Origin of the sequence: Pseudomonas sp. CCOS 191 (genome assembly GCF_001007005.1) — a bacterium.
GTDB lineage: Bacteria > Pseudomonadota > Gammaproteobacteria > Pseudomonadales > Pseudomonadaceae > Aquipseudomonas > Aquipseudomonas soli.
The window spans coordinates 1,195,921-1,219,101 of record NZ_LN847264.1 but is presented as its reverse complement, the minus strand read 5'-3'; the positions used below and the strand labels follow the sequence as shown (position 1 = coordinate 1,219,101).

The 23,181-nt window shown below is 62.7% G+C and carries 18 protein-coding genes; 4 read left to right on the top strand and 14 right to left on the bottom strand.

Features of this window, described 5'->3' with window-relative positions; translation table 11 throughout:
* Positions 1–12: 12 nt before the first annotated feature.
* Positions 13–699: a DUF4197 domain-containing protein gene (locus CCOS191_RS05570; protein ID WP_023631317.1), complete on the top strand. Its 687-nt coding sequence runs from the start codon at positions 13–15 to the stop codon at positions 697–699.
* Between the two features lie 130 nt (positions 700–829).
* Here CCOS191_RS05570 and CCOS191_RS05565 read toward each other — a convergent pair whose 3' ends face one another.
* Together CCOS191_RS05565 and CCOS191_RS05560 are read right to left on the bottom strand one after the other, a co-directional pair.
* Complete coding sequence (locus tag CCOS191_RS05565; protein WP_046854381.1) at positions 830–3,895, bottom strand: efflux RND transporter permease subunit; 3,066 nt, start codon at positions 3,893–3,895, stop codon at positions 830–832.
* A 6-nt stretch (positions 3,896–3,901) separates the two neighbouring features.
* Positions 3,902–5,002, bottom strand: coding sequence for an efflux RND transporter periplasmic adaptor subunit (locus tag CCOS191_RS05560; RefSeq protein WP_046854380.1), 1,101 nt, complete (start codon positions 5,000–5,002; stop codon positions 3,902–3,904).
* 172 nt (positions 5,003–5,174) lie between these two features.
* Here CCOS191_RS05560 and CCOS191_RS05555 point away from each other — a divergent pair, with 172 nt between their 5' ends.
* On the top strand, positions 5,175–5,816 hold the full coding sequence (locus CCOS191_RS05555; protein ID WP_046854379.1) for a TetR/AcrR family transcriptional regulator: 642 nt from the start codon (positions 5,175–5,177) through the stop codon (positions 5,814–5,816).
* 906 nt (positions 5,817–6,722) lie between these two features.
* Here the strand turns inward: CCOS191_RS05555 and recJ are convergent.
* Both recJ and CCOS191_RS05545 read right to left on the bottom strand, forming a co-directional pair.
* Positions 6,723–8,432, bottom strand: coding sequence for a single-stranded-DNA-specific exonuclease RecJ (recJ, locus tag CCOS191_RS05550; protein ID WP_046854378.1), 1,710 nt, complete (start codon positions 8,430–8,432; stop codon positions 6,723–6,725).
* A 30-nt stretch (positions 8,433–8,462) separates the two neighbouring features.
* On the bottom strand, positions 8,463–9,005 hold the full coding sequence (locus CCOS191_RS05545; RefSeq protein WP_046854377.1) for a YaeQ family protein: 543 nt from the start codon (positions 9,003–9,005) through the stop codon (positions 8,463–8,465).
* A 141-nt stretch (positions 9,006–9,146) separates the two neighbouring features.
* Here CCOS191_RS05545 and CCOS191_RS05540 point away from each other — a divergent pair, with 141 nt between their 5' ends.
* Positions 9,147–10,346, top strand: a complete 1,200-nt coding sequence (locus CCOS191_RS05540; RefSeq protein ID WP_046854376.1) for a CaiB/BaiF CoA transferase family protein — start codon at positions 9,147–9,149, stop codon at positions 10,344–10,346.
* Between the two features lie 10 nt (positions 10,347–10,356).
* Positions 10,357–11,235, top strand: coding sequence for a TIGR02285 family protein (locus CCOS191_RS05535; RefSeq protein ID WP_046854375.1), 879 nt, complete (start codon positions 10,357–10,359; stop codon positions 11,233–11,235).
* 172 nt (positions 11,236–11,407) lie between these two features.
* On the opposite strand, the gene CCOS191_RS27040 is transcribed toward CCOS191_RS05535, so the two are convergent.
* The 10 genes from CCOS191_RS27040 to xerD form a co-directional block, all read right to left on the bottom strand.
* Positions 11,408–11,689 (bottom strand): DUF3509 domain-containing protein, encoded by a 282-nt coding sequence (locus CCOS191_RS27040; RefSeq protein ID WP_082120361.1) that lies wholly within the window; start codon positions 11,687–11,689, stop codon positions 11,408–11,410.
* A 138-nt stretch (positions 11,690–11,827) separates the two neighbouring features.
* Complete coding sequence (locus CCOS191_RS05525; protein ID WP_046854373.1) at positions 11,828–12,205, bottom strand: response regulator; 378 nt, start codon at positions 12,203–12,205, stop codon at positions 11,828–11,830.
* Positions 12,206–12,361: 156 nt separating this feature from the next.
* On the bottom strand, positions 12,362–13,771 hold the full coding sequence (thrC, locus tag CCOS191_RS05520) for a threonine synthase (protein ID WP_046854372.1): 1,410 nt from the start codon (positions 13,769–13,771) through the stop codon (positions 12,362–12,364).
* A 54-nt stretch (positions 13,772–13,825) separates the two neighbouring features.
* The gene (locus CCOS191_RS05515; RefSeq protein WP_023630110.1) at positions 13,826–15,130 is read right to left on the bottom strand and encodes a homoserine dehydrogenase; all 1,305 of its coding nucleotides are present in this window, start codon (positions 15,128–15,130) and stop codon (positions 13,826–13,828) included.
* An 82-nt stretch (positions 15,131–15,212) separates the two neighbouring features.
* Positions 15,213–15,962, bottom strand: a complete 750-nt coding sequence (locus CCOS191_RS05510) for a thioredoxin fold domain-containing protein (protein ID WP_028691584.1) — start codon at positions 15,960–15,962, stop codon at positions 15,213–15,215.
* 252 nt (positions 15,963–16,214) lie between these two features.
* Positions 16,215–16,673 (bottom strand): hypothetical protein, encoded by a 459-nt coding sequence (locus CCOS191_RS05505; RefSeq protein ID WP_046854371.1) that lies wholly within the window; start codon positions 16,671–16,673, stop codon positions 16,215–16,217.
* An 11-nt stretch (positions 16,674–16,684) separates the two neighbouring features.
* Positions 16,685–17,167, bottom strand: a complete 483-nt coding sequence (locus CCOS191_RS27035) for an RHS repeat-associated core domain-containing protein (protein WP_231867498.1) — start codon at positions 17,165–17,167, stop codon at positions 16,685–16,687.
* A gap of 261 nt (positions 17,168–17,428) precedes the next feature.
* A complete protein-coding gene (locus tag CCOS191_RS27030) occupies positions 17,429–17,794 on the bottom strand; it encodes a hypothetical protein (protein WP_197541425.1) in 366 nt (121 codons plus the stop codon).
* Entirely contained in the window at positions 17,787–22,163 is a 4,377-nt protein-coding gene (locus CCOS191_RS05500) for an RHS repeat-associated core domain-containing protein (RefSeq protein WP_082120359.1), read from the bottom strand. Before CCOS191_RS05500 ends, CCOS191_RS27030 begins: the two co-directional genes overlap by 8 nt.
* Before the next feature lie 105 nt (positions 22,164–22,268).
* Positions 22,269–23,165: a site-specific tyrosine recombinase XerD gene (xerD, locus tag CCOS191_RS05495; RefSeq protein WP_046854370.1), complete on the bottom strand. Its 897-nt coding sequence runs from the start codon at positions 23,163–23,165 to the stop codon at positions 22,269–22,271.
* Between the last annotated feature and the right edge of the window lie 16 nt (positions 23,166–23,181).

Genomic DNA, 23,181 nt, shown 5'->3' with positions numbered 1-23,181 from the left:
AAGGAAAGCCCCATGATCCGCTCCTCCCTGCGCTTCACCACTCTGTGCGCCGGCCTGCTGTTGTCGGCCAGCGCCCTGGCCCTGTCGCTCGGCGACCTGTCCCAGAGCGACGCCTCCGGCGGCCTGAAGGACGCCCTTACCCAAGGCGCGCAGATCGCCGTCAAGCAACTGAGCACCCCAGGCGGCTTCAGCAACAACCCGGACGTGCGCATCGAGCTGCCGGGTAACCTCGGCAAAGCGGCCAAGGCCATGAAGATGTTCGGCAAGGGCGACCAGGTCGATGCCCTGGAAACCAGCATGAACAAGGCCGCCGAGGCTGCCGTGCCGCAAGCCCAGGCGATTCTGGTGGACGCGGTGAAGAAGATGACCGTGACCGACGCCAAGGGCATCCTCAGCGGCGGCCAGGACTCGGCCACCCAGTACCTGAACAAGAGCAGCCGCGAGCAGATCCGCGCCAAGTTCCTGCCGATCGTCAAGCAGGCCACCGACAAGGTCGGCCTGGCCCAGCAATACAACAGCTTTGCCGGGCAGGCCAAAGGCCTGGGCCTGATCAAGGATGACGCCAATATCGAGAACTATGTGACCGAGAAGGCGCTGGACGGCTTGTTCGAAATGATCGGCAAGCAGGAAGAAAGCATTCGCCAGAACCCGGCCGGTGCGGCCACCAGCCTGGCCAAGAAGGTGTTCGGCGCGCTGTGATGTTGAGCTGAAAACCAGTGGGGCTGCTGTGCAGCCCTATCGCTGGCAAGCCAGCTCCCACAGGTACTGCGCAACTCGTGTGGGAGCCGGCTTGCCGGCGATAGGAGGGCAAAGCCCTCCCGCTCGTTCCTCAGTTTTTCCTGACCCTGAACCACGCCGCATACAACGCTGGCAGGAACAGCAGGGTCAGCACCGTGGCGACGATCAATCCACCCATGATCGCTACCGCCATCGGCCCGTAGAACACACTCCTCGACAACGGAATCATCGCCAGCACCGCCGCCAGCGCGGTCAGCACGATCGGCCGGAAGCGCCGCACCGTGGCCTCGATGATCGCCTGCCAACGCTCCATCCCCCCGGCGATGTCCTGTTCGATCTGGTCCACCAGGATCACCGAGTTGCGCATGATCATGCCGGCCAGGGCGATGGTCCCGAGCATGGCGACGAACCCGAACGGCTGGCGGAACACCAGCAGGAACAGGGTCACGCCGATCAGTCCGAGGGGCGCGGTGAGGAACACCATGAACATCCGCGAGAAACTGCGCAGCTGGATCATCAGCAGGCTCAGCACCACCACGATGAACAGCGGCATGCCGGCGTTCACCGAACGCTGGCCGCGCTCGGAGTCTTCCACCGTGCCGCCCACTTCGAGCAAGTAGCCATCAGGCAGCTCGTCCTTGATCTGCGCCAGCGTCGGCTGGATCTGCTTGATCAAGGTCGCCGGCTGTTCCTTGTCGTAGATATCGGCGCGCACGGTGACCGTGGGCAGGCGGTTGCGGTGCCAGATGATGCCTTCCTCGAAGCCGTACTCAAGGGTCGCCACCTGCGACAGGGCCACGCTCTGGCCGTTGTCGGTGGGCACCGCCAGGCTGCCCACGTTGCCCAGCTCACGGCGCTCCTCTGGCGTACCGAGCAGGAGAATCTCGATCAGCTCGTTGTCTTCGCGGTACTGGCTGACGTTGCTGCCGGTCAGCGAACTCTGCAGGAAGCTCGACAGGTGCGCGGTGCTCACGCCCAGCGCCCGGGCACGGTCCTGGTCGATATCCAGGTACACCGCCTTGCTCGGTTCTTCCCAGTCCAGGTGCACGTTGACCACGTGCGGGTTCTCACGCACCTTGGCCGCCACCTCGCGGGCCAGGGCGCGAACCTTCTCGATGTGCTCGCCGGTGACACGGAACTGCACCGGATAGCCTACAGGCGGGCCGTTCTCAAGACGCGTGACCCGTGAGCGCAAGTCGGGGAACTGCTGGTCCAGGGTGCCGATCAACCAGCTGCGCAGGCGTTCACGGTCCTCCAGCGACTTGGCCAGCACCACGAACTGGGCAAAGCTCGCCGCCGGCAGTTGCTGGTCCAGCGGCAGGTAGAAACGCGGTGAACCGGTGCCGATATAGGCGACATAGTTGGCGATACCGTCCTGTTGCTTGAGCAAGGCCTCCAACTGCTTGACCCGCTCGGCGGTGTTGTTCAGCGAAGCGCCTTCGGTCAGCTTCAGATCGACCATCAGTTCCGGCCGCCCGGAAGCGGGGAAGAACTGCTGCGGCACGAAGCGGAACAGCAGGATGCTGCCGACGAACGCGGCGATGGTCAGCACGATCACCGTCTTGCGCCGCCGCACGCACCACTCCACTACGCGTCGGACACGCTGGTAGAACGGTGTCGCATAGGGATCGGGGGCGTGCCCGTCGGCGCCGTGGCGGGCGGCATGGAGCTTGGCCAGGTCCGGCAGCAGGCGCTCGCCCAGGTAGGGCACGAACACCACCGCCGCCACCCAGGACGTGAGCAAGGCAATGGTCACCACCTGGAAGATCGAACGGGTGTATTCCCCAGTACTCGAAGCCGCCGTGGCGATCGGCAGGAAGCCCGCCGCGGTGATCAGGGTGCCGGTGAGCATCGGGAACGCAGTGCTGGTCCAGGCGTAGCTCGCGGCCTTGAGCCGGTCGTAGCCCTGTTCCATCTTGATCGCCATCATCTCCACCGCGATGATCGCATCGTCGACCAGCAGGCCCAGGGCCAGCACCAGCGCCCCCAGCGAGATCTTGTGCAGGCCGATGCCGAAGTAGTGCATGGCGGCAAAGGTCATGGCCAGCACCAGCGGGATCGCCAGCGCCACTACCAGGCCGGTGCGCAGGCCCAGCGAGAAGAAGCTCACCAGCAGGACGATGGCCAGGGCCTCGACCAGCACCTGGACGAACTCACCGACCCCGGCCTTCACCGCCGCCGGCTGGTCGGACACCTTGCGCAGCTCCATGCCCGCCGGCAGGCTCTGCGCGAGGCGGGCGAACTCGCCCTCCAGGGCCTTGCCGAGCACCAGGATGTCGCCGCCGTCCTTCATCGACACCGCCAGCCCGATGGCGTCCTCGCCCATGAAGCGCATGCGCGGCGCTGGCGGGTCATTGAAGCCGCGCTGCACCTCGGCGACGTCACCGATACGGAAGGTGCGGTCACCGATGCGGATAGGGAACTGGCGAATCTGCTCGACGCTGTCGAAGCGCCCGCTGACCCGCAGTTGCAGGCGCTCGCTGGGGGTTTCGAAGAAGCCCGCGGTACTCACCGCGTTCTGCTCGCGCAGCGCCTGCTGCACGGCGGCGAGCGGCACCCCGAGGGTGGCCAGCTTGACGTTGGACAGTTCGATCCAGATCTTCTCGTCCTGCAGGCCGATGAGCTCCACCTTGCCCACGTCCTTGACCCGCTGCAGCTGGATCTGGATACGGTCGGCGTAGTCCTTGAGCACCGCATAGTCGAAGCCGGCACCGGTCAGGGCGTAGATGTTGCCGAAGGTGGTGCCGAACTCGTCGTTGAAGAATGGCCCCTGCGCCTCGGGGGGCAGGGTGTGCTTGATGTCCGCGACCTTCTTGCGGATCTGGTACCACAGCTCGGGGATATCCTTGGAGTGCATCGCGTCACGGGCCATGAACGTGACCTGGGACTCACCGGGCCGGGAGAACGAGACGATCTTCTCGTACTCGCCGGTCTCCATCAGTTTCTTCTCGATACGCTCGGTGACCTGGCGCGACACCTCCTCGGCAGTCGCGCCCGGCCACAGGGTACGGATGACCATGGCCTTGAAGGTGAAGGGCGGATCCTCGCTCTGCCCCAGCTTGGTGTAGGACATGGCACCAATTGCTGCCAACAGGATCATCAGGAACAACACGATCTGGCGATTGCGCAGCGCCCAGGCGGAAAGGTTGAAACCCATCGGGACTTACTCCTTGGCCGCCAGGTTCACTTCACGGTTGCTGCGGTCCACAGGCCGCACCTGTTGCCCCTCGCGCAGCACATGACCGCCTGCTGCCACCACCCAATCACTGGCTTGCAGGCCTTCGAGCACCGGCACGCTGTCCGCGCCATAGGCACCCAGACGCACAGCGGCGCGCTCCAGGCGGTTGTCCTTGCCAACCCGCCAGACATAGGCCTGCCCCGCTTCGGCGGTCACCGCCGACAGTGGCACCGCCAGCGGCGAGCGTTCGGCATGGTCGATGAACACCCGCGCGCTCTGGCCCAGCTCGGCCGGGGTGGCGTTGGAGGTAAAGGCGATGCGCGCGGCGAAGGTGCGCGAACGCGGGTCCGCCGCCGGGGAAAGCTCGCGGATCCGCCCTTCGAAACGCTGGTTCGGGTGCGACCACAGCTCGACGCTGACCGTCTGCCCGACGGCGAAGCGGGCGAACTGCTGCTCCGGCAGGCCGATGGCTACTTCGCGCTCACCATCGGCGGCCAGCGTGAACACGGTCTGCCCTGCCGCCACCACCTGGCCCACCTCGACCTGGCGCTTGGCGATCACGCCGGCCTGGGGGGCGCGCAACACGGCGTACTCGGCCTGGTTGCCCGCCACCTCGTACTCGGCCTTGGCCTGCTTCAGGCGGGCCATGCCGGCGCGGTAGAGGTTCTCGGCATTGTCGAACTGGGAATGGCTGACCATCTGCCGATCCAGCAGTTTCTGGTAGCGGTCGCGCTCGGCACGTACCAACGCCAGGTTGGCCTCGGCCGCCGCCAGCTGGGCGCGATTGGCCTCCAGTTGCAGGCGTACGTCCTGCGGGTCGAGTTCAGCCAGCGGCTGCTCGGCCTTGACCCGCTGCCCCTCCTCCACCAGGCGTTTGCTGACCTTGCCACCGATACGGAACGCCAGTTCAGGCTCGAAACGCGCCCGCACCTCGCCCGGGTAGCTGTCGGCCGATACCCCGGCCGGCTGGGGTTGGACCACCAGTGCCGGACGCGGCGCGGCGGGTGGCGCGGCCTCCTGGCCGCAGGCGGTGAGCAGCAGCACGGCAACGGCCGGCAGGGCGAGGGACAACGCACGACGCAACATGATGAATGACCTTTGGCAGAGGGCGCATCGAATATTTATACTGGCGAGTATATTAAGTCAGCGAACCAAGTCGGGGAAGCAGGCGCTTCAGAGAAAATCGATATTTAGTGGTGCGACGTACGCTGCAGCCGACCGCCCCCGGACCCGGTAAGATGTGCCCCTTTCACAGAGAATGCGGTCCCTCATGTCCAACGACGCACCCATCGGCCCCGGCCGGCCCAAGGACCTGGCCAAGCGCGAGGCCATCCTCGAAGCCGCCAAGCGCCTGTTTCTCAGCCTTGGTTATGCCAACACCAGCATGGATGCGGTCGCTGCGGCGGCAGGTGTTTCCAAACTCACCGTCTACAGCCACTTCACCGACAAGCAGACCTTGTTCGGCGCGGCGGTCATGGCCACCTGCCAGAACCAGTTGCCTGACCTGATGTTCGAGTATCCCGAAGGCGCGGTGGTGGAAGACGTGCTGCTGAACATTGCCCGTGGTTTCCAGGCTTTGATCAGCAGCGATGAGGCCGTCAAGCTGAGCCGGCTGATCTTTGCCCTGGGCAGCCAGGATCCGGGGTTTGGCCAGTACTTCTACGCGGCGGGGCCCAAGCGGGTGATGAGCGGGATGGAGGCGTTGCTGCGTTGTGTCGATCAGCGGGGGCTGCTGCGGATCGATAACCCGTGGCAGGCGGCGGAGCATTTCTTCTGCCTGGTGAAGGGGGCGCCGGATTATCGGTTGCTGCTGGGGTGCTCGCCGGCGCTGGAGGGGGATGAGGCTGAGGCGCATGTGCGGGAGGCGGTGGGGGTTTTTATTCGGGCGTTTCGGGGGTAAGGGGTCGGGTTCGGGTTCGGGTTCGGGTTCGGGTTCGGGTTCGGGTTCGGGTTCGGGTTCGGGTTCGGGTTCGGGTTCGGGGCGATTGTTTTGGTTTTTTTGAGCGCATTCGTAGAAGATGTCGACATTTAGTCACCCTTTCGCCTTTACGGCGACCTACTTTTGTCTTGACAAAAGTAGGCAAAACCGTTCGGCTCCGTTCATACGGCCCCTACGCTTCGCTCCGGGGTTCCCTCGCTCCGTTCTTGCTCCCGTGGGTACCGCGCTGTACGCCCCATCCTGGGGCGCAGCGCTCGACGGCCATCCATGGCCGTCGCCCCACTACGCAAGAACTCCGCTCGGCCTCCTGAAGTCGCAATTTGTGGCGCCTGAACTATCGCGCACTTAGAAGCAAGATCAAGAGCAGATCAAGAGCAGATATGTTGTTTCTGTTAGTGGCTGTTATGTTGTTCTTCATTACGCTATCGCGGGGCAAGCCCGCTCCCACGCTGAATCACATAGTTAAACTATGTGAGAGCGGGCTTGCCCCGCGATGTTGATCTAGAGTTCCCACGATGGCAACTAGCGACTAGCTGCGTTAGTGCAGGCGCCGCCCGTAACTTCGCGACTTCAGGAGGCCGAACGCAGGTCTTGCGGAGGGAGGTGACGGGCATGGATGCCCGTCAAGCGCTGCGCCCCAGGATGGGGCGTTCAGCGCGGTCCTCCCGGGAGCAAGGCCGGAGTGAGGGAACCCGGAGCGAAGCGGAGGGCCGGATGAATGGAGCGCAACGGCTTTGCTTACTTTGGCCAAGACCAAAGTAAGCCGCCGTAAGGGCGGAAAGGTGACTATGCGTCGCCATCGCAAATGAATGCGCATACAACTTCAAAACAACCAAAACCCCAAAACCCCAAAACCCCAACAAAAGATCACCGCGCCTCCATGTGCGCAATCATCAACTGCACACTCTCATTCCCCCGAAACTCATTCACATCCAACTTGTAAGCCAACTCCACCCACCGCACTGTAGGATTCGGCCAGACCTCCCGGTCAACCCCAAAGGCAATCCCATCCAACCGCACCGCCCCACACTCGCTCTTGAGCACCACTTTCAGATGCCGCTCCCCGACGACCCGCTGCTCGACCAGCTGGAACACCCCGTGGAACAACGGCTCGGGAAAGTGCTGCCCCCAGGGCCCGGCATTGCGCAATGCCCGCGCCAAATCCAGGTGAAACTCCTCGACCGCCAACGTGCCATCCGACAACAACCGCCCAGTCAGGTCTTCCTCACGCAACTGGCGCCGCACCTCGTCGTCGAACGCCTCGGCAAACGCTGGGAAATTCTCGGCCGGCAAGGACAACCCTGCCGCCATAGCATGCCCACCGAACTTGCTGATCAAGCTCGGATGCCGCGCCGCAACGGCGTCCAGCGCATCACGGATATGGAACCCCGGCACCGAACGCGCCGAGCCCTTCAGCACCCCTTCGCCCGCATCGGCAAAGGCGATGGTCGGGCGGTGGTAACGCTCTTTCAAGCGCGAAGCGAGGATGCCGATCACCCCCTGGTGCCAGTCGGCGTCGAACAGGCACAAGCCATAAGGCATGGACTCGACCGGCAGATCCTTGAGCTGGGCCAAAGCCTCGCGCTGCATGCCCTGCTCGATGGACTTGCGATCCTGGTTCAGGCCATCCAGTTGCTGGGCCATGTCCTGCGCAAGCGCCGCGTCTTCGCACAACAGGCATTCGATGCCCAGGCTCATGTCGTCCAGGCGCCCGGCAGCATTGAGCCGCGGGCCAAGGATGAAGCCAAGGTCAGTGGAAGTGATGCGCTTGTGGTCGCGCCGCGCCACTTCGAGGATGGCCTTGAGCCCCGGGCGGGCGCGACCGGCGCGGATACGCTCCAGGCCCTGATGCACCAGGATGCGGTTGTTGGCATCCAGCGGCACCACGTCGGCGACGCTGCCCAGCGCCACCAGGTCAAGCAACTCGCCGATGTTCGGCTGCGGCTGCGTTTCGTAGCGCCCCAGACTGCGCAACCGCGCACGCAGGGCCATCAGCACGTAGAAGATCACGCCGACACCGGCCAGTGACTTGCTGGGGAATGCGCAACCGGGCTGGTTGGGATTGACGATGGCGTCGGCGGCCGGCAATTGCTCGCCCGGCAGGTGGTGGTCGGTGACCAGCACCTTGAGCCCGGCGGCCTTGGCCGCGGCCACGCCATCGACGCTGGAGATACCGTTGTCCACGGTGATCAGCAATTGCGGCTGGCGCTCGAGCGCGACCGCGACGATCTCCGGGGTCAGGCCGTAGCCATACTCGAAGCGGTTGGGCACCAGGTAATCGACATGGGCCGCGCCCAGCAAACGCAAGCCCAGCACGCCGACCGTGCTGGCGGTGGCGCCGTCGGCATCGAAATCACCGACGATGAGAATGCGCTGGCGCTGATCGAGCGCCTCGACCAGCAGCTCCACCGCCGCGTCGATACCCTTGAGTTGCTGGTAAGGCAGCAGGCGCGCCAGGCTCTTGTCCAGCTCGGCCTCGGACGCTACGCCACGGGCGGCGTACAAGCGGGTCAGCAAGGGTGGCAGGTTGCCCAGCAAAGGCAGGGGCGACGGCAGGGGACGTGGTTCGATACGCATGGGGTCTTCGCAATTCCGCTTTGTTTCAGGTCAGCCGCGCTCGCCAAGCAGCCATTGCAACTGCACTTCGTGCTGGCCACGGTCGTCGGTGACGAACACCGTGCCTTCGCTGATCATCACGTCCCACTTGATGGTACGCGGCATATCGGTGGCGAGGGTTTCCAGCACTTCTTGCGGCACGGCGGCAATGCTCAGGTTCTTCAGGCCCTTGACCGCGCCGAGCACCTTGGTCTCCCACACGCGCAGGCTGCCGTAGGCCAGCAGGCTGGTGCGCTCGGTACGCCGCGAGCACCAGGTCAGGCGGTCGGCGTCGGGCTGGCCGACTTCGATCCAGTGCAGGATGCGATCGTCCAGGCTTTTTTCCCACAGGGCCGCCTCATCGACGTCCGACAGGCCACGGCCGAAGGACAGCTGCTCGTTGTACCAGAGGGCATAGCCCAGCAGGCGCACGGCCATGCGTTCTTCGGTTTCCGAGGGGTGGCGGGCGATGGTCTGGCGGACGTTCTCGTACACGCCGCGGTCGAGGTCGGTCAGATTCAGTTCGAACTTGTAGGTGGTGGACGGCTGGGCCATGGGCAATAGGCTTCTTGCGGGGGGAAAGGCGCACAGTCTAACTGATCCCAGGCGCCAGCGCCGGTTCAGACAATGCCGATATACCTGCCGCCGCCGAGCTGTGATACAACCTGCGTCACGCCCAGACGCCACGGATGCCCCATGACAACGCCCAGCAAACCCCTCGCCGGCCTGAAAGTCATCGAGCTCGGCACTCTGATCGCCGGCCCGTTCGCCTCGCGGATCTGCGCCGAGTTCGGTGCCGAGGTGATCAAGGTCGAGTCGCCCGATGGCGGTGATCCGCTGCGTAAATGGCGCAAGCTGTACGAGGGCACCTCGCTGTGGTGGTTCGTCCAGGCGCGCAACAAGCAATCACTGACCCTCAACCTCAAGCATCCTGAAGGCCGCGAAGTGCTCAAGCGCCTGCTGGCCGAGGCCGACATCCTGATCGAGAACTTCCGCCCCGGCGTGCTGGAGAAGCTCGGCTTGGGCTGGGATGTGCTGCACGCCCTCAACCCGCGCCTGGTCATGGTGCGCCTGTCGGGCTTCGGCCAGACCGGCCCGATGAAGGACCAGCCGGGCTTCGGCGCGGTTGGCGAATCCATGGGCGGGTTGCGCTACATCACCGGCTTCGAGGATCGCCCACCAGTGCGCACGGGGATTTCAATCGGCGACTCCATTGCCGCCCTGTGGGGCGTGATCGGCGCGCTGATGGCCCTGCGTCATCGCGAAGTCAACGGGGGCGACGGCCAAGTGGTGGACGTGGCGCTGTACGAAGCGATCTTCGCCATGATGGAAAGCATGGTGCCGGAATTCGATGTGTTCGGTTTCATCCGCGAGCGCACCGGCAACATCATGCCGGGTATCACCCCCTCCTGCATCCACACCACCGCCGATGGCCGACACGTGCAGATCGGCGCCAATGGCGATGCGATCTTCAAGCGCTTCATGCAGGCCATCGGCCGTGACGACCTGGCCAACGATGCCGCCCTGGCGACCAATGATGGCCGCGATGCCCGCCGCGACGAGCTGTACGGCGTCATCGATCGCTGGGCCAACGGCCTGCCGCTGGACAAGGTGATGCAGGTGCTCAATGACGCCGAAGTGCCAGCCAGCCGGATCTACTCCGCCGAGGACATGCTGGGCGACCCGCAGTTCCTCGCCCGCGAGATGTTCCTCCAGGCCCGCCTGCCGGATGGCAAGCCGTTCAAGATGCCGGGCATCGTACCCAAGCTGTCCGATACCCCCGGCTCCGCCGAATGGGTCGGCCCGGCCCTGGGCGAGCACACGGCCCCGCTACTGGCCAGCCTGGGCTACGACGAAGCCGCCATTGCCCGCCTGCGCGCGGCCGGTACGGTCTGATCCGCGGCCCATGCGCATCCGCCACCTGCCCCTGCTGTTCTGCCTGCTGCTGACCGCGCTCGTGGCACAATCGGCCGAGGCCCGGGAACGCCTGCTGTGGCTGGTCCGCGACCTGCCACCGTTCACCATCTTCGAAGGGCCGGCCAAAGGCCAGGGCGTGATCGACCAACTGTTGCCCATGCTGATCGCGCAGATGCCCGAGTACGACCACCAGATCGTCCGGGTCAATCGCGCCCGAGGCATCCAGATGCTCCAGGAGCCCAGTTTCACCTGCGACCCGACCCTGCTCTGGACCCCCGAACGCGCCCGGTACGTGCATTTCTCCCAGCCATCGCTGGGCGTCCTGAGCAGTGGCCTGGTGGTGCGCACGCGCGACCAGGCGCTGCTGGAGCCTTTTCTGGATGGGCAACAGGTTGATCTTCAGCGGCTGCTGGCCCAGACCCGGCTCAAGCTGGGCATCGTCGCCGAGCGCAGCTACAGCGTGCAGGTCGATGATGTGCTGAAGCAGCTGCCAGACAGCGCCTTCAGCCGCCACTACGGCAACGATGCCACCGCCAGTCTGCTGCAGATGCAGCAGCTGGGGCGCCTGCAGCTGGTGCTGGGCTACTGGCCAGAAGTGCGCTACCTGATCCAGCAGCAGAATGGCTCGCTGGATGATTACCGCTTCTATCCCATCCGTGGCGTCGACCGCTATCAGTTCCTGCATGTGGGCTGCTCGGACACCGCCTTGGGACGCGAAGCGATCGCTCATATCGACCAACTGCTGCCCATGCTGCGCCGCGACACCTTGCCAGGCCTGTATGCCCGCTGGCTGGATACGGAGCTGCAGGAGGACTACCTGGGCCAGGCCCGGCATTTCTTCGAGCAGGGCGAAGCGCCGGGGCGCTGAGCTGACGCGTGAAGACCAGCAAGGGTGCCGGTGACTTCAAGGCAAAAAGAAACCCCGGCCGCTGGGGAGGACGACCGGGGTCAAGCGAAAGCCCTTGGGACTTCCAGTGACAGCCTGGAGGGTACCGGAGCAAAGCACCATCAGGCTGCCCTTGCTGAGTCTGACGGGCCGGTCAGGCAAAGGTTCCGTGCATTTGCCTCTGATGCTGCGAGGCGGCGATCACACAGGGTTGCAGGCGGCCTTCGGCAATTTGCAGGTCACGGTGCAGACCATCGACCAGATCGACCAGCAATTGCTGCTCCACCAACTCTCGCTCACACACCGTACGCCGCAGGATCGGCAAACCGTGCTCATCGTGAACACTCAGGTGACGGCGGCCACGGTTATCGGCCGGTCCAAGTTCGGCCTGGTAAGGGGTCAGGGCATCGTTGAGCAGTCTGCAGATTCTTTCCATCCGGATCACTCGCTGGCTAGGGTAAGGAAACTGACCATCGCGGCAGACGGAAAGTTCGCCCTGCCCGCTCATCACGAGCATGCTCGGCCAACATGACAGTTTCGATGCTCCGCCCGCACCTTCCTGTCGAGGAGCGAACTACAGGCGCCCCAGTGCCTGCTCCAGGCCCACCATGGACATCGGCCAGGGCAGCTCGGCCAGGACATTCAAGCCCTGCTCGCGGGCCTCGAGCGCGAGGTCGATACCCCCAGCGTCGCCATAGCCGACAAACAGCAGCCCACCCGCGCAGGAGGCCTGCACCAGGTACTTGAACAGGCGCCGGGCATGACGCCTTGGCATTCCCTGATCAAGCACCAGCACATCAACGGGCTGCCGCCCCTGGGCCATGTGGGCCGTGGCTGCAGGCACGTCATCGGTGAGCCGGACGTTGTACACACCCTGGGCATTGAAGGCCTGATGCAACAGCATCTGATAGTAGGGCCGAGCCTGATGGATAAGAACATTGAGCTGATGCATGAGCCTCCCCCTGGAGCCGCGTGTACTGTTGGTCAGGACGCCACTCTAGTAGGGGTATCCATCGAACTACATGGGAAATATCTGAAAGCCGTTGCCGTGTGTCTTGCGCCCACAAAAAAGCCCGTGCAAGACGGGCTTTCCTGTGAGTGGTGCCGATTACAGCGGTTTGCCGCGATTGCCATGCTGGCTGACGAAGGCCTGCACGGCCTTCAGGTCGTTGGCCAACACCGTGCAGCGCTCCTCGCGACTGAACAGATCGCCCAGGTGCTCCGGCAGCTCCAGGGCCTTGGCGACACCGGCCTTCTCCACCGCCTCAGGGAACTTGACCGGATGCGCGGTGCCCAGCACCACCATCGGGGTGTCCAGGCTACGACGGCACTCGCGGGCAGCCTTGACGCCGATCGCGGTGTGCGGGTCGAGGACTTCACCGGTGGCCTTGAACACCTCGGCGATGGTCTCGCAGGTCTGCTCGTCGGTCACCGCCAGCGAATCAAACAGCTTGCGCGCCTCGGTCCAGCGATCCTGCTCGACGCTGAAGCCACCGCCTTGCTTGAAGGTGTCCATCAGCTGGGCAACCGCGGCACCATTGCGACCGTGCAAGTCGAACAGCAGGCGCTCGAAGTTGGACGAGACCATGATGTCCATCGATGGCGACAGGGTCGGGTGCAGGGCGTCCTTGACGTACTGGTTGCCGCTCATGAAGCGGTGCAGGATGTCGTTGCGGTTGGTCGCCACCACCAGCTGGCTGATCGGCAGGCCCATGTTGCGCGCCAGGTAGCCGGCAAAGATATCGCCGAAGTTGCCGGTCGGCACCGAGAACGCCACCGAGCGCGCCGGGCCGCCGAGCTGCAGCGCGGCATGGAAGTAGTAGACGATCTGGGCCATGATCCGCGCCCAGTTGATCGAGTTGACCGCCACCAGGCGAGTGCCCTTGAGGAAGGATTGGTCGGCGAAGCTGGCCTTGACCATCTCCTGGCAGTCGTCGAAGTTGCCTTCGATGGCGATGTTGTGGATGTTGTCGCCGAGGATGGTGGTCATCTGCCGGCGCTGCACTTCCGACACGCGCTGGTGCGGGTGCAGGATGAAGATGTCGACGTTGTCGCAACGGCGGCAGCCTTCGATGGCGGCCGAGCCGGTGTCACCACTGGTGGCCCCGACGATCACCACGCGCTCGCCGCGCTTGACCAGCACGTGGTCGAGCAGACGGCCGAGCAACTGCAGGGCGAAGTCCTTGAAGGCCAGGGTCGGGCCGTGGAACAGCTCCATCACCCACTCGTTGCCATTGAGCTGGCGCAGCGGCGCGACTGCGGCGTGGGCGAAGTTGCCGTAGGTCTCTTCGAGGATTTTCTTGAAGTCGGCGTCGGCGATGCTGCCTTCGACGAACGGGCGCATCACCCGGAAGGCCAGCTCGTGGTAAGGCAGGTCAGCCCAGGAGGCGATCTCTTCCTGGGTAAAGCGTGGCAGGTTCTCGGGAACGTACAGGCCGCCGTCGCTGGCCAGGCCAGCCAGCAGGACGTCTTCGAAGTTCAGGGCCGGAGCCTGGCCGCGGGTACTGATATAGCGCATGGGTGCAAACCTTCGATGCTGGGCGCGGGCCGCCGTCGCGGCCCGCCGCCGGAATTAATTGAGCTGTTCGACGCGGATGCGCACGACCTTGCCGACCACGTCCTGGAGCGCTTCCAGGGCGACGATGGCGTCGTCGATGCGCTGCTCGACCACACGGTGAGTCAGCAGGATCATCGGCACCAGGCCATCCTGTTCCTCGGCTTCCTTCTGCATGATCGACTCGATGTTGATGCCACGCTCCGAGAGAATGCTGGCGACCTGGGCCAGCACGCCCGGGTGGTCCTTGGCCTGGATACGCAGGTAGTAGGCGCTTTCGCAGGCTTCGATCGGCAGGATCGGGTGCGCCGACAGCGCATCTGGCTGGAAGGCCAGGTGCGGTACACGGTTCTCCGGGTCGGAGGTCATGGCGCGAACCACATCGACCAGGTCGGCGACCACCGACGAGGCGGTCGGCTCCATGCCGGCACCGGCGCCGTAGTACAAGGTGGAACCGGCGGCGTCGCCATTGACCATCACCGCATTCATCACGCCATTGACGTTGGCGATCAGGCGATCGTTGGGGATCAGCGTCGGGTGTACACGCAGCTCGATGCCGTCGGCGGTGCGACGGGCCACGCCCAGGTGCTTGATGCGGTAGCCCAGGGCCTCGGCATAGTTCACGTCAGCAGTGGTCAGCTGGGTGATGCCCTCGGTGTAGGCCTTGTCGAACTGCAGCGGGATACCGAAGGCGATGGACGCCAGGATGGTCAGCTTGTGCGCGGCGTCGATGCCTTCGACGTCGAAGGTCGGGTCGGCCTCGGCGTAGCCCAGCGCCTGGGCTTCGGCCAGCACATCGGGGAAGGCACGGCCCTTGTCGCGCATTTCGGTGAGGATGAAGTTGCCGGTGCCGTTGATGATCCCGGCCAGCCAGTTGATGCGGTTGGCCGACAGGCCCTCGCGGATCGCCTTGATCACCGGGATGCCACCGGCCACGGCAGCTTCGAAGGCGACGATGACGCCCTTCTCGCGGGCCTTGGCGAAGATCTCGTTGCCGTGCACGGCGATCAGCGCCTTGTTGGCGGTGACCACGTGCTTGCCGTTTTCAATGGCCTTGAGCACCAGGTCGCGGGCGATGGTGTAGCCGCCGATCAGCTCGATGACGATATCGATCTCGGGGTTGCTCGCGACTTCGAACACATCAGCGGTAATGGGGGTACCGGTAATCTGGCAGTTCGGGTTCTGCGAGCGCATGGCAATCTGTGCCACTTCAATACCGCGCCCGGCACGGCGGGCGATCTCCTCGGCGTTGCGCTGAAGTACATTGAAGGTTCCGCCACCGACGGTCCCCAACCCACAGATGCCTACTTTGACCGGTTTCACTGTGAACTCCCCATAGAACGGCCGGCACCTGCGCCGACCGTGAAACATGCCGTCACCCCATGACGACGGCGTACTGAATTGGTTACTTGCTCTCGGCCAGGGCCAGTTTGGCCACTTGCGGCGCCGGCTGATAGCCCGGAATCACCTGGCCATTCTGTAGAACGATCGCCGGCGTGCCATTTACACCAATCGACTGGCCCAGCTGGAACTGCTTGCTGACCGGGTTGGCGCACTTGGCAGCCTTGATTTCCTTGCCGTCGACCATCTTGTCCAGCGCCGCGCGGCGATCGCTGGAGCACCATACCGCCTGCAGCTGCTCGTCACCCGGCGAACCCAGGCCCTGGCGCGGGAAGGCGACGTAGCGCACTTCGATGCCACGGCGGTTGAGTTCCGGCACTTCGGCGTGCAGCTTGTGGCAATACGGGCAGGTGGTGTCGGTGAACACGGTGATGTGCGACTTGGTTTCACCCTTGGCCGGGTAGACCACCATCTCGCCGACCGGAATGCCGTTGATCAGCTTGGCAATGCCCTGGCGCTCGGTCTTCTCGGTGAGGTTGACCGGCTTGCCGTCCTGGATCTGGAACAGGTAGCCCTGCATGACGAACTGGCCGTCGGCGCTGGCGTACAGCACGCGACCGCCCTGCAGCTTGACTTCGTACAGGCCATTGAGCGGGCTGCTGCTGACGCTCTCGACCGGCACTTCCAGCTCGAGATTCTGCAAGGACTTGCGGATCGCCTGCTCGGCACCGGCATTGGCATCGGTGGCCGCGGCGACGGCAAAGGTACTGGCCAACGCCAGGGCGGCGGCGGCGAAAATCTGGGTCACGCGCATGGGGTACTCCTGAAGGCGGACGGGGCCGGATGCAGCACGCCCGTACTGAAAACGGGGTGTCATTGCGGCCCTCGGTGCAAACCGTCCAAGCCTACCACAGAAGCGGCGGCGGTCGAGGCGTGCTCGATCGGGAGCGCAAGGCTGCGGGCGCCAGGGGGTGGCGGTTACCTCGGCTATCAATCACCGTCTACCAGCAAGACCTTGTTTTTCGACCTCGCGCACTTCATTCAGAGTATTGCCCCAGACCTGATGTTACCGACGAATTTTGTTCAGGTTTCCCAGTACGCAGTCGCAATTACCTTTGGCGCCAGGCTCTATCGCCTGCAACCGGGTGAAAAATTTGCGGGTGTGCTCGCTCATGACCCTGACAAATTCATCTTTATCGACTGCAACAGAAACCTCACTATGGCAGGTGACGCTCACCTGCAAACGACCGTTGCTGGGGGTCAGATTGACTTCGATGGGCTGGTCAGGAAAATAACATCTAAACGATTTGCCTTCACTGATGTGTAGCAACCCTTCTGACAAATAGCTCCACAGGTCGTCGACGTAATCAAACATGCTTTTGTCAATAAGCGGTGTGCCATCAATGGTAAGCACCAGTGCCCCTTCGATAGACGCCTGACCATTGAATCCTCCTTGATATTCGAAGAAGTCGGAAAACCGTTCACCGGTCTTTACATAGGTTTCAATAATAATTCTGCTCTTCATTTTGGATATAATTATCCTACTCTGCCGCTATTAAGCCCAACCACATAGTCTACGCCCCCGGAAGTACCACTGAGTTGAAACTTAGTAACAGTACCCTTACCGACCAACACATCTCTATTCTGCCTCATGACATCGCGAACAACATTCGCAACGTCTTTGATCGATAATTTCGGAGACAGGAAACTTTGACGCGTCTTGACTGAGCCACCCCAGCATTTAGGATGATGACGCTCAAGAATATGCTTCATGCCACTCTTGTCAAGCTTGAATGTATTACCGCCGAAACGGAAACGCCTACCGCTGAAGGCCTTAAGATCATTAATTACTTTTGCCGGATTCGCGGACTTCCTTGGTGTGCCGCAACTGGTCAGACCGAGCGGGTCAAGCCAGGTAAAAGGACTAAGCGCGTAATAGTATAGATTCAGCCCGCCCTCAAGCCCTACTGGATCCGGGGTCGTAAAGCGGCCGACCTGCGGATCGTAATAGCGGAACAGGTTGTAGTGTAGTCCGGTATCTCTGTCTTCGTACTGTCCGGCGCAGCGGGATATTCACTGATTTTTCAGCATTGGCATGCTGTTGATAACCCGGTTGGTCACCTCGCCGAACGGAGCGTAGTCGCCGGACCAGCGGGGCGCTGTTCAGGTCGCAGTGCAGCTACAGGAATCCCGCTCACCATAGGCCGTGCTTAATTGAACGGAGATTAAATAATAAACCTGGAGAACCAGAATCTCTTTCCCGGCTTATTAAAAACTCATCTAAGAATATTTAATATCATATTTTCCAACCACATCGAAAACATGATCATAAGTGCTAATAACCACATGCTGGAGTCCATCTCCATCTATATTATCTATCAAATCAAAGCTCGACAGAGAGTGTTTTTCATATGGGTAGTCATCCATTTTATACACAGACATACTTTTAATATCACTAAACAAAAATTCAACATTAACATCAGGTGCACCTGCAATCATTGGCTTGCAGGAACTCAAAGATAACGATGCCTTAATGACAAATCTAAAAGGATAGAGTGTTAATTCAGTCCCTGAAAGAACCAAAGCATCTCGCCCATAAATCAGACCATATTTTGTTTCTATTGCCTTAACATTCATATTAGCCACAACCTCTTGTCCTTATCGATTTACCACCATCACCAGTTGAAAACCTTCGATCAAGATTTATTTTAGACAATTCCTCTGGAGTTGCCCATCTGGATGGAATTTTGGATACACCAGCTTCTTTAGCTGCGTACAGTCTTCTATTATCCAAGCTAAACACTGAATCTTTATGTGCTCCTTGAGACAATAAGCGCTCTTGAACATTGGCAGGTAAATCCCGCATCCTGACTTTTCTGATTGGCTCAACTTCATTTATATACGAGGGATCATTTATAAGTCTATGCGTTAATCCATTAACATTCCTTCCATCCTCAAACACACCATTAATACTGTCTTGTGAGAATAAAATCGTTTTAGGACTAACAGGAGATAATCCAAGCGGATCAACCCACCCGTTCGGATTCGGCGCATACTGATAAAGATTCGTGCCACCCAGCAACCCTATCGGATCCGGCTGCGTGAACCGCCCGACATCCGGATCATAAAACCGAAACGTGTTGTAGTGCAGACCCGTCTCACGGTCCAGGTACTGGCCCTGAAACCTGAGGTTCTGCTCTTCGATGAAATGCGCCTCACGCACCTCCTGCAGGGTATTGCCCCAGACCTGATAGCGCGCCTGCCAGACCGCCTCGCCACTGTCATCCGTCAACTGTTCGGGCAGGCCATTGAGATCGTTATGGTAGTAGCGCACCTGCTGGTGCTGCCCCGCACCGTCAACCCGCGCCAAGGGTTCGTGGCTGTCTTCGACATACAGGTAAAGGGTGGTCTGGCTGTAGCGATGCTCCTGCAACAAGCGCAGGCCATTCCAGGCGAAGCGGGTCTGGTCGAGCAGATTGCCCTGATCGTCATATTCGCTTTTCTCGACACGCCGCCCGAGCGGGTCGTAGCGCATGTTCAGTATCCGTTCGCGCCCACCGTGCTGGCTGCGCACCTGGATCAGGCGGTGCTCGGCGTCGTAGCTGAAGTGCTGGATGCCACGTCGGCTGCTGCGTTTCTCGATCAGGCGGCCGAAGCCGTCGTAGCGGTAGCGTTTGTCCTGGTAGGTGAGCAAGCGGTTATGGCGCACCAGGCCGATGCCGGCTTGCGGCCCATCGAGCAGGTTGGCGGCGGCGTCGTAGGCGAAAGTTTCGCTCTGGCCCTGGCCAGCGTCCTGGCTGGCCATGATCCGGCCGCTGGCATCGTAGTGCAGCAATTGCTGGTGCTGGCTGCCGGGCTGCTGGTTGAAACGGCCGATCAGGTTGTCTGCCGAGTCGAAATCGAAGCGTTGCTGTACCGTAGCCGGCAGTTGCGGCGGCTGGTGGCTGGGGCGGCGCAGGCGTGAGCGCAAACGACCGCTGCGGTCGTACTCGCTGCGGGTGCTGACCCGGCCCTGGGTGCGCAGCACTTCACGATGCAGGCGGTCGCGTTCGAAATCGCTGATCACCTTGCCGTCGAGGTTGAGCTGGTGCAGATGGCCGCTGCCGTAGTACAGGCGGTTGAGCCAGCGGCCGTCGGGCAACTGGGTCTGGATCAGGTTGCCGAGTTCGTCGTAGTGATGCTGCAGCACTCCGTTGGCGCTGTGCTCTTCCAGCAATTGGCCAAGGGCATCGTAAGCGAAGGCCAGTTGCTCGCTGTTGCCTGCCTTGTCGGTGAAGCTGATTGCCGTCAGTTGATCAAGGGGATCGTAGCTGTACAGGGTTTCGCCATCGTCGGTGTGCTTTTTGATCAAGCGCCCGACGGCATCCCGGTGCAATTGATGGATGATCGCTTCAGCATCGCCTTGGGGGGCGGGGAGGTACTCAACGCAACTGAGGTTATCCAGCCGGTCGTAGTGATAGCGGCTGGCGCTGCCGTCCAGATCCTGCTGTTCAGTCAGGCGGTCAGCCAGGTCCCAGCTGAACCTGTAGCTTTCGTTATTTTCATTGGTCAGCGCCAGTAGCCGCCCATAGGCGTCGTAACTGAACTGCACCCGCCGACCATGCGGATCGATACGCTGCTGCACCTGGCCACGCCGGTTATAGCGGTATTGGGTGGAGTGCCCGGCGGGGTCGGTATAGCTGTTGAGCTGGCCGTTGCGATCAAGCTGATAGTGCTCACTGCGCCCATCGGGCAATTGCGAGCCGAGCAATCGGCCCTGGGCATCGTACTGGTACTCGGTACGTTCGCCGAGAGCATCGGTGACCGCCTGCAGATGCCCGCGCCGGTCATAGCTGAAGCGGGTCGGATACCCCGAACAATCGACCTGTTCAATCAGCAGGCCCAATTCGTTCCAGCGCAGGTGCTTGTGCTTGCCCGCCGCATCGATGATCTCCACCACCTGGCCGCGTTCGTCATGGCGGTAGCGGGTGGTGCGGCCCAGCGGGTCGGTTTCGCTGCTGCAATTGCCGCGCTGGTCGTAGCGATAGCGCCAGCGCTTGCCGGCCTTGTCGGTCTGTACTCGGGGCAGCGACCAGTGTTCCAGCCACTGGGTCGCCTCACTGCGACCCAGTGGGTCGATGCTTTCGCAGAGGTTGCCGGACTCATCGTACAGGTACTGCCATTGCCCGCCCTGCGGGTCGGTGGCGGCCAGCAACTGGCGTTCGTCGTTCCACTCGAAACGCCAGGTGTGGCCGAGGGCGTCGGTGTACTGGGTGATCTGGTACTGCGGGTTCCAGTAGCGTGTGCTGACCCGCTGCAAACCGTCGGTGACCCGGGTGATTCCGGCTTCGATGTCGTAGTCGAAACGGTACTCGTCACCGTCGTCGGTCCAGTGCCGGGCCACGCGCCAGTCGTCTGCAGCACGAGTCCATTCATAGAAGCAGCGCAGGCCGCTGGGCAGTTGGTGCTCGACCATGCGCCGGCCCTGGTCATAGGCGAAGTGCCTTTGCACCTGGCCGCTGGCGTCGCGGACTTCGGCCAAGTCACCGTTGCTGTCATAGGCATAGCTGACCAGCAGCTCGTTCGACTCGTCGCTGTACCATCGTTCGATATGGCTGACCCGGGCTGGCCATTGGCTGCTGTAAACCAACTGCACCTGGACCACATCGAAGGTATCGCGCAGCCTGAGCAAGCGGCCGTTGCTGTCGTAGTCCAGATAGATGCGGTTGTCGTTGCGATCCCCCAGTTGCGCCAGGCGCAGGCGCTGCGGATTGTTCGGGGTGGGCTGGAACAGGCGATAGAGACTGTCGACGCTTTCGATCAGCAGCTCGCCATTGTGCGCGCGACGCACGCTGAGGCCTTCGCCGGCGCTGAACACGGCATCACCACGAGGGATATGGCCCATGTCGACGACCCGTGCCTGCTCGTCGGTGAACAGCAGGCGCTCGCCGCCTTCAGGATGTGCCTCGATAGCGACGAAGACTTCGTAATCGACGCTCCAGCCAGCACCGAACAGGCCGTCGCGGCGTTCATCCCGGCTGTTGTAGTAGCGCTGCCAGTCCAACGGGATCAAGCCCGGAAGGCTGAAATCAAGCTCGGCTTCGCCGCTCAACAGTTTGGCGCCAGTGGAGCTGTGGACCGGGTTGGGTGAGCCGGCGATGGCGCTGGTGATCGCGCCGGTAACCTGGCTGGTCACGGCGCTGCCGATGCCGCCAATCAGCATGCAGCCGAACTTGCTGTAGAACTTGCCGCCGCGCCCGCGCAGCATCATCAAGGCGGTAATCGCCAGGCCGATGCCCGGGGTCTTGCCGCTGCGAATCTCGCGGACCACGATCGAGTCGCCGCCGATGCGCACATTATCGGAGACCAGCCCGGCGTCGACGATCACCGCCTCGCAGGTGCTGCGATCGCCGCTGCGACAGGCCGGGTGACCGTTGATGGTGACCTTGCTCGAGCCTTCGGCCAGGTACTGCGGCGGCATCGGCGGATGCTTGCTGCAGAGGATCTTGTCGTCGTCGGCAGGCTCGGTGTTCGGCGCCGGGCTGGCGACCGTAGGCCGCCACATCTGCGAGAAAAAGCCCTTGGCCATGTCGAGAAAGCTTTCTTCCTCCTCCTCGGCCGGCGGCTGAGCCGCGTCGCTGCCGGCGGGCGCAGCGGCGGCAACGATGACGCCGGCAGCGCGTGCGGCCGGTTTACCATTGGTGTGGGTATTCTTCGAGCCGGTGAGGATATTGGCTTGCACCGAGGGCGGGAACAGGAAGTTGCCGATGCCCTCGCATAAACTGCTCAAGCCCTTGTCGGCCCCGGTCTTGCTCATGACCACGCCGACCACGATGCCCACCACCGCGCCGAGCACGAAGCAGCCGAGGCCGCCGGTGACCACGGTCAGGCCCAGCGCCGCGGTTACCGCCGCGGTGGCCAGCATGCCGATGGCGACGTTGGCGGCCACTTCCAGCACGCCGCTGACGATGTCGGCCATCATCGAGGTGTGCATCAGCGCATCGCCCTCGCGGGCGGCCCACAGGGCGTCAGACATTACTGACCGGCAACGGCATGGCTGCAGGGCAATTGAACCTGGTCATGCTTGATTTCCATATCGAGCGCTTGAGGTATCGGAATCTGCTGGATGATCGCCCGAGCGTCAACCCCGAGGGTGATGCAAAGCGTGTAGTTCCTGCAGCCTGGCCTTGGCCACATGGGTGTAGATCTGCGTGGTGGACAGGTCGCTGTGGCCCAGCAGCATCTGCACCACGCGCAGGTCGGCGCCATGGTTGAGCAGGTGCGTGGCAAAGGCGTGGCGCAGCGTGTGCGGCGACAGCGGCTTGTCGATGCCGGCCACCCGCGCGTGGTGCTTGATGCGGTGCCAGAAAGTCTGGCGGGTCATCTGCTCGCCCCGCTGGCTGGGGAATAGCACGTCGCTGGGGCGCCCGCCCAGCAGCTCGGCGCGACCATCGCGCAGGTAGCGCTCGATCCACACCACCGCCTCCTCGCCCATCGGCACCAGGCGCTCCTTGCTGCCCTTGCCCATCACCCGCAGCACGCCCTGGCGCAGGTTGACCTGGTCCAGGGTCAGGCTGACCAGCTCGGTCACCCGCAAACCGCAGGCATACAGCACTTCGAGCATGGCGCGGTCACGCTGGCCGATCGCTTCACCGCGATCCGGCGCCTGCAGCAAGGCTTCGACATCGGCCTCCGACAGCGACTTGGGCAGTGGCCGGCCCAACTGCGGCATATCCACCTGCAAGGTCGGATCGACGCCGATCAGCCGCTCGCGCAGCAGGTAACGGAAAAAGCCGCGCACCCCGGACAGGAAGCGCGCTGTGGAACGAGGCTTGTAGCCTTGGTCGAAGCGCCAGGCCAGGTGATCGAGGATCAGTTCGCGGCCGGCATCGGGCAACAGCACGTGCTTTTCCTGCAGCCAGCCGTTGAACAAGGCCAGGTCACTGCGGTAGGAAGCGCGGGTGTTGTCGGAAAGCCCCTTTTCCAGCCACAAGGCATCGAGGAACTGGTCGATCAGTGGGTGGTCCAGTGCAGGCATGAAAACTCGGTGGCAA

Bases quoted from the DNA above. Each gene is read 5' to 3' on its own strand.
- CCOS191_RS05570 (WP_023631317.1), top strand. From the start codon at position 13: ATGATCCGCTCCTCCCTGCGCTTCACCACTCTGTGCGCCGGCCTGCTG.
- CCOS191_RS05565 (WP_046854381.1), bottom strand. From the start codon at position 3,895: ATGGGTTTCAACCTTTCCGCCTGGGCGCTGCGCAATCGCCAGATCGTG.
- CCOS191_RS05560 (WP_046854380.1), bottom strand. From the start codon at position 5,002: ATGTTGCGTCGTGCGTTGTCCCTCGCCCTGCCGGCCGTTGCCGTGCTG.
- CCOS191_RS05555 (WP_046854379.1), top strand. From the start codon at position 5,175: ATGCGGTCCCTCATGTCCAACGACGCACCCATCGGCCCCGGCCGGCCC.
- recJ (WP_046854378.1), bottom strand. From the start codon at position 8,432: ATGCGTATCGAACCACGTCCCCTGCCGTCGCCCCTGCCTTTGCTGGGC.
- CCOS191_RS05545 (WP_046854377.1), bottom strand. From the start codon at position 9,005: ATGGCCCAGCCGTCCACCACCTACAAGTTCGAACTGAATCTGACCGAC.
- CCOS191_RS05540 (WP_046854376.1), top strand. From the start codon at position 9,147: ATGACAACGCCCAGCAAACCCCTCGCCGGCCTGAAAGTCATCGAGCTC.
- CCOS191_RS05535 (WP_046854375.1), top strand. From the start codon at position 10,357: ATGCGCATCCGCCACCTGCCCCTGCTGTTCTGCCTGCTGCTGACCGCG.
- CCOS191_RS27040 (WP_082120361.1), bottom strand. From the start codon at position 11,689: ATGGAAAGAATCTGCAGACTGCTCAACGATGCCCTGACCCCTTACCAG.
- CCOS191_RS05525 (WP_046854373.1), bottom strand. From the start codon at position 12,205: ATGCATCAGCTCAATGTTCTTATCCATCAGGCTCGGCCCTACTATCAG.
- thrC (WP_046854372.1), bottom strand. From the start codon at position 13,771: ATGCGCTATATCAGTACCCGCGGCCAGGCTCCGGCCCTGAACTTCGAA.
- CCOS191_RS05510 (WP_028691584.1), bottom strand. From the start codon at position 15,962: ATGCGCGTGACCCAGATTTTCGCCGCCGCCGCCCTGGCGTTGGCCAGT.
- CCOS191_RS05505 (WP_046854371.1), bottom strand. From the start codon at position 16,673: ATGAAGAGCAGAATTATTATTGAAACCTATGTAAAGACCGGTGAACGG.
- CCOS191_RS05500 (WP_082120359.1), bottom strand. From the start codon at position 22,163: ATGTCTGACGCCCTGTGGGCCGCCCGCGAGGGCGATGCGCTGATGCAC.
- xerD (WP_046854370.1), bottom strand. From the start codon at position 23,165: ATGCCTGCACTGGACCACCCACTGATCGACCAGTTCCTCGATGCCTTG.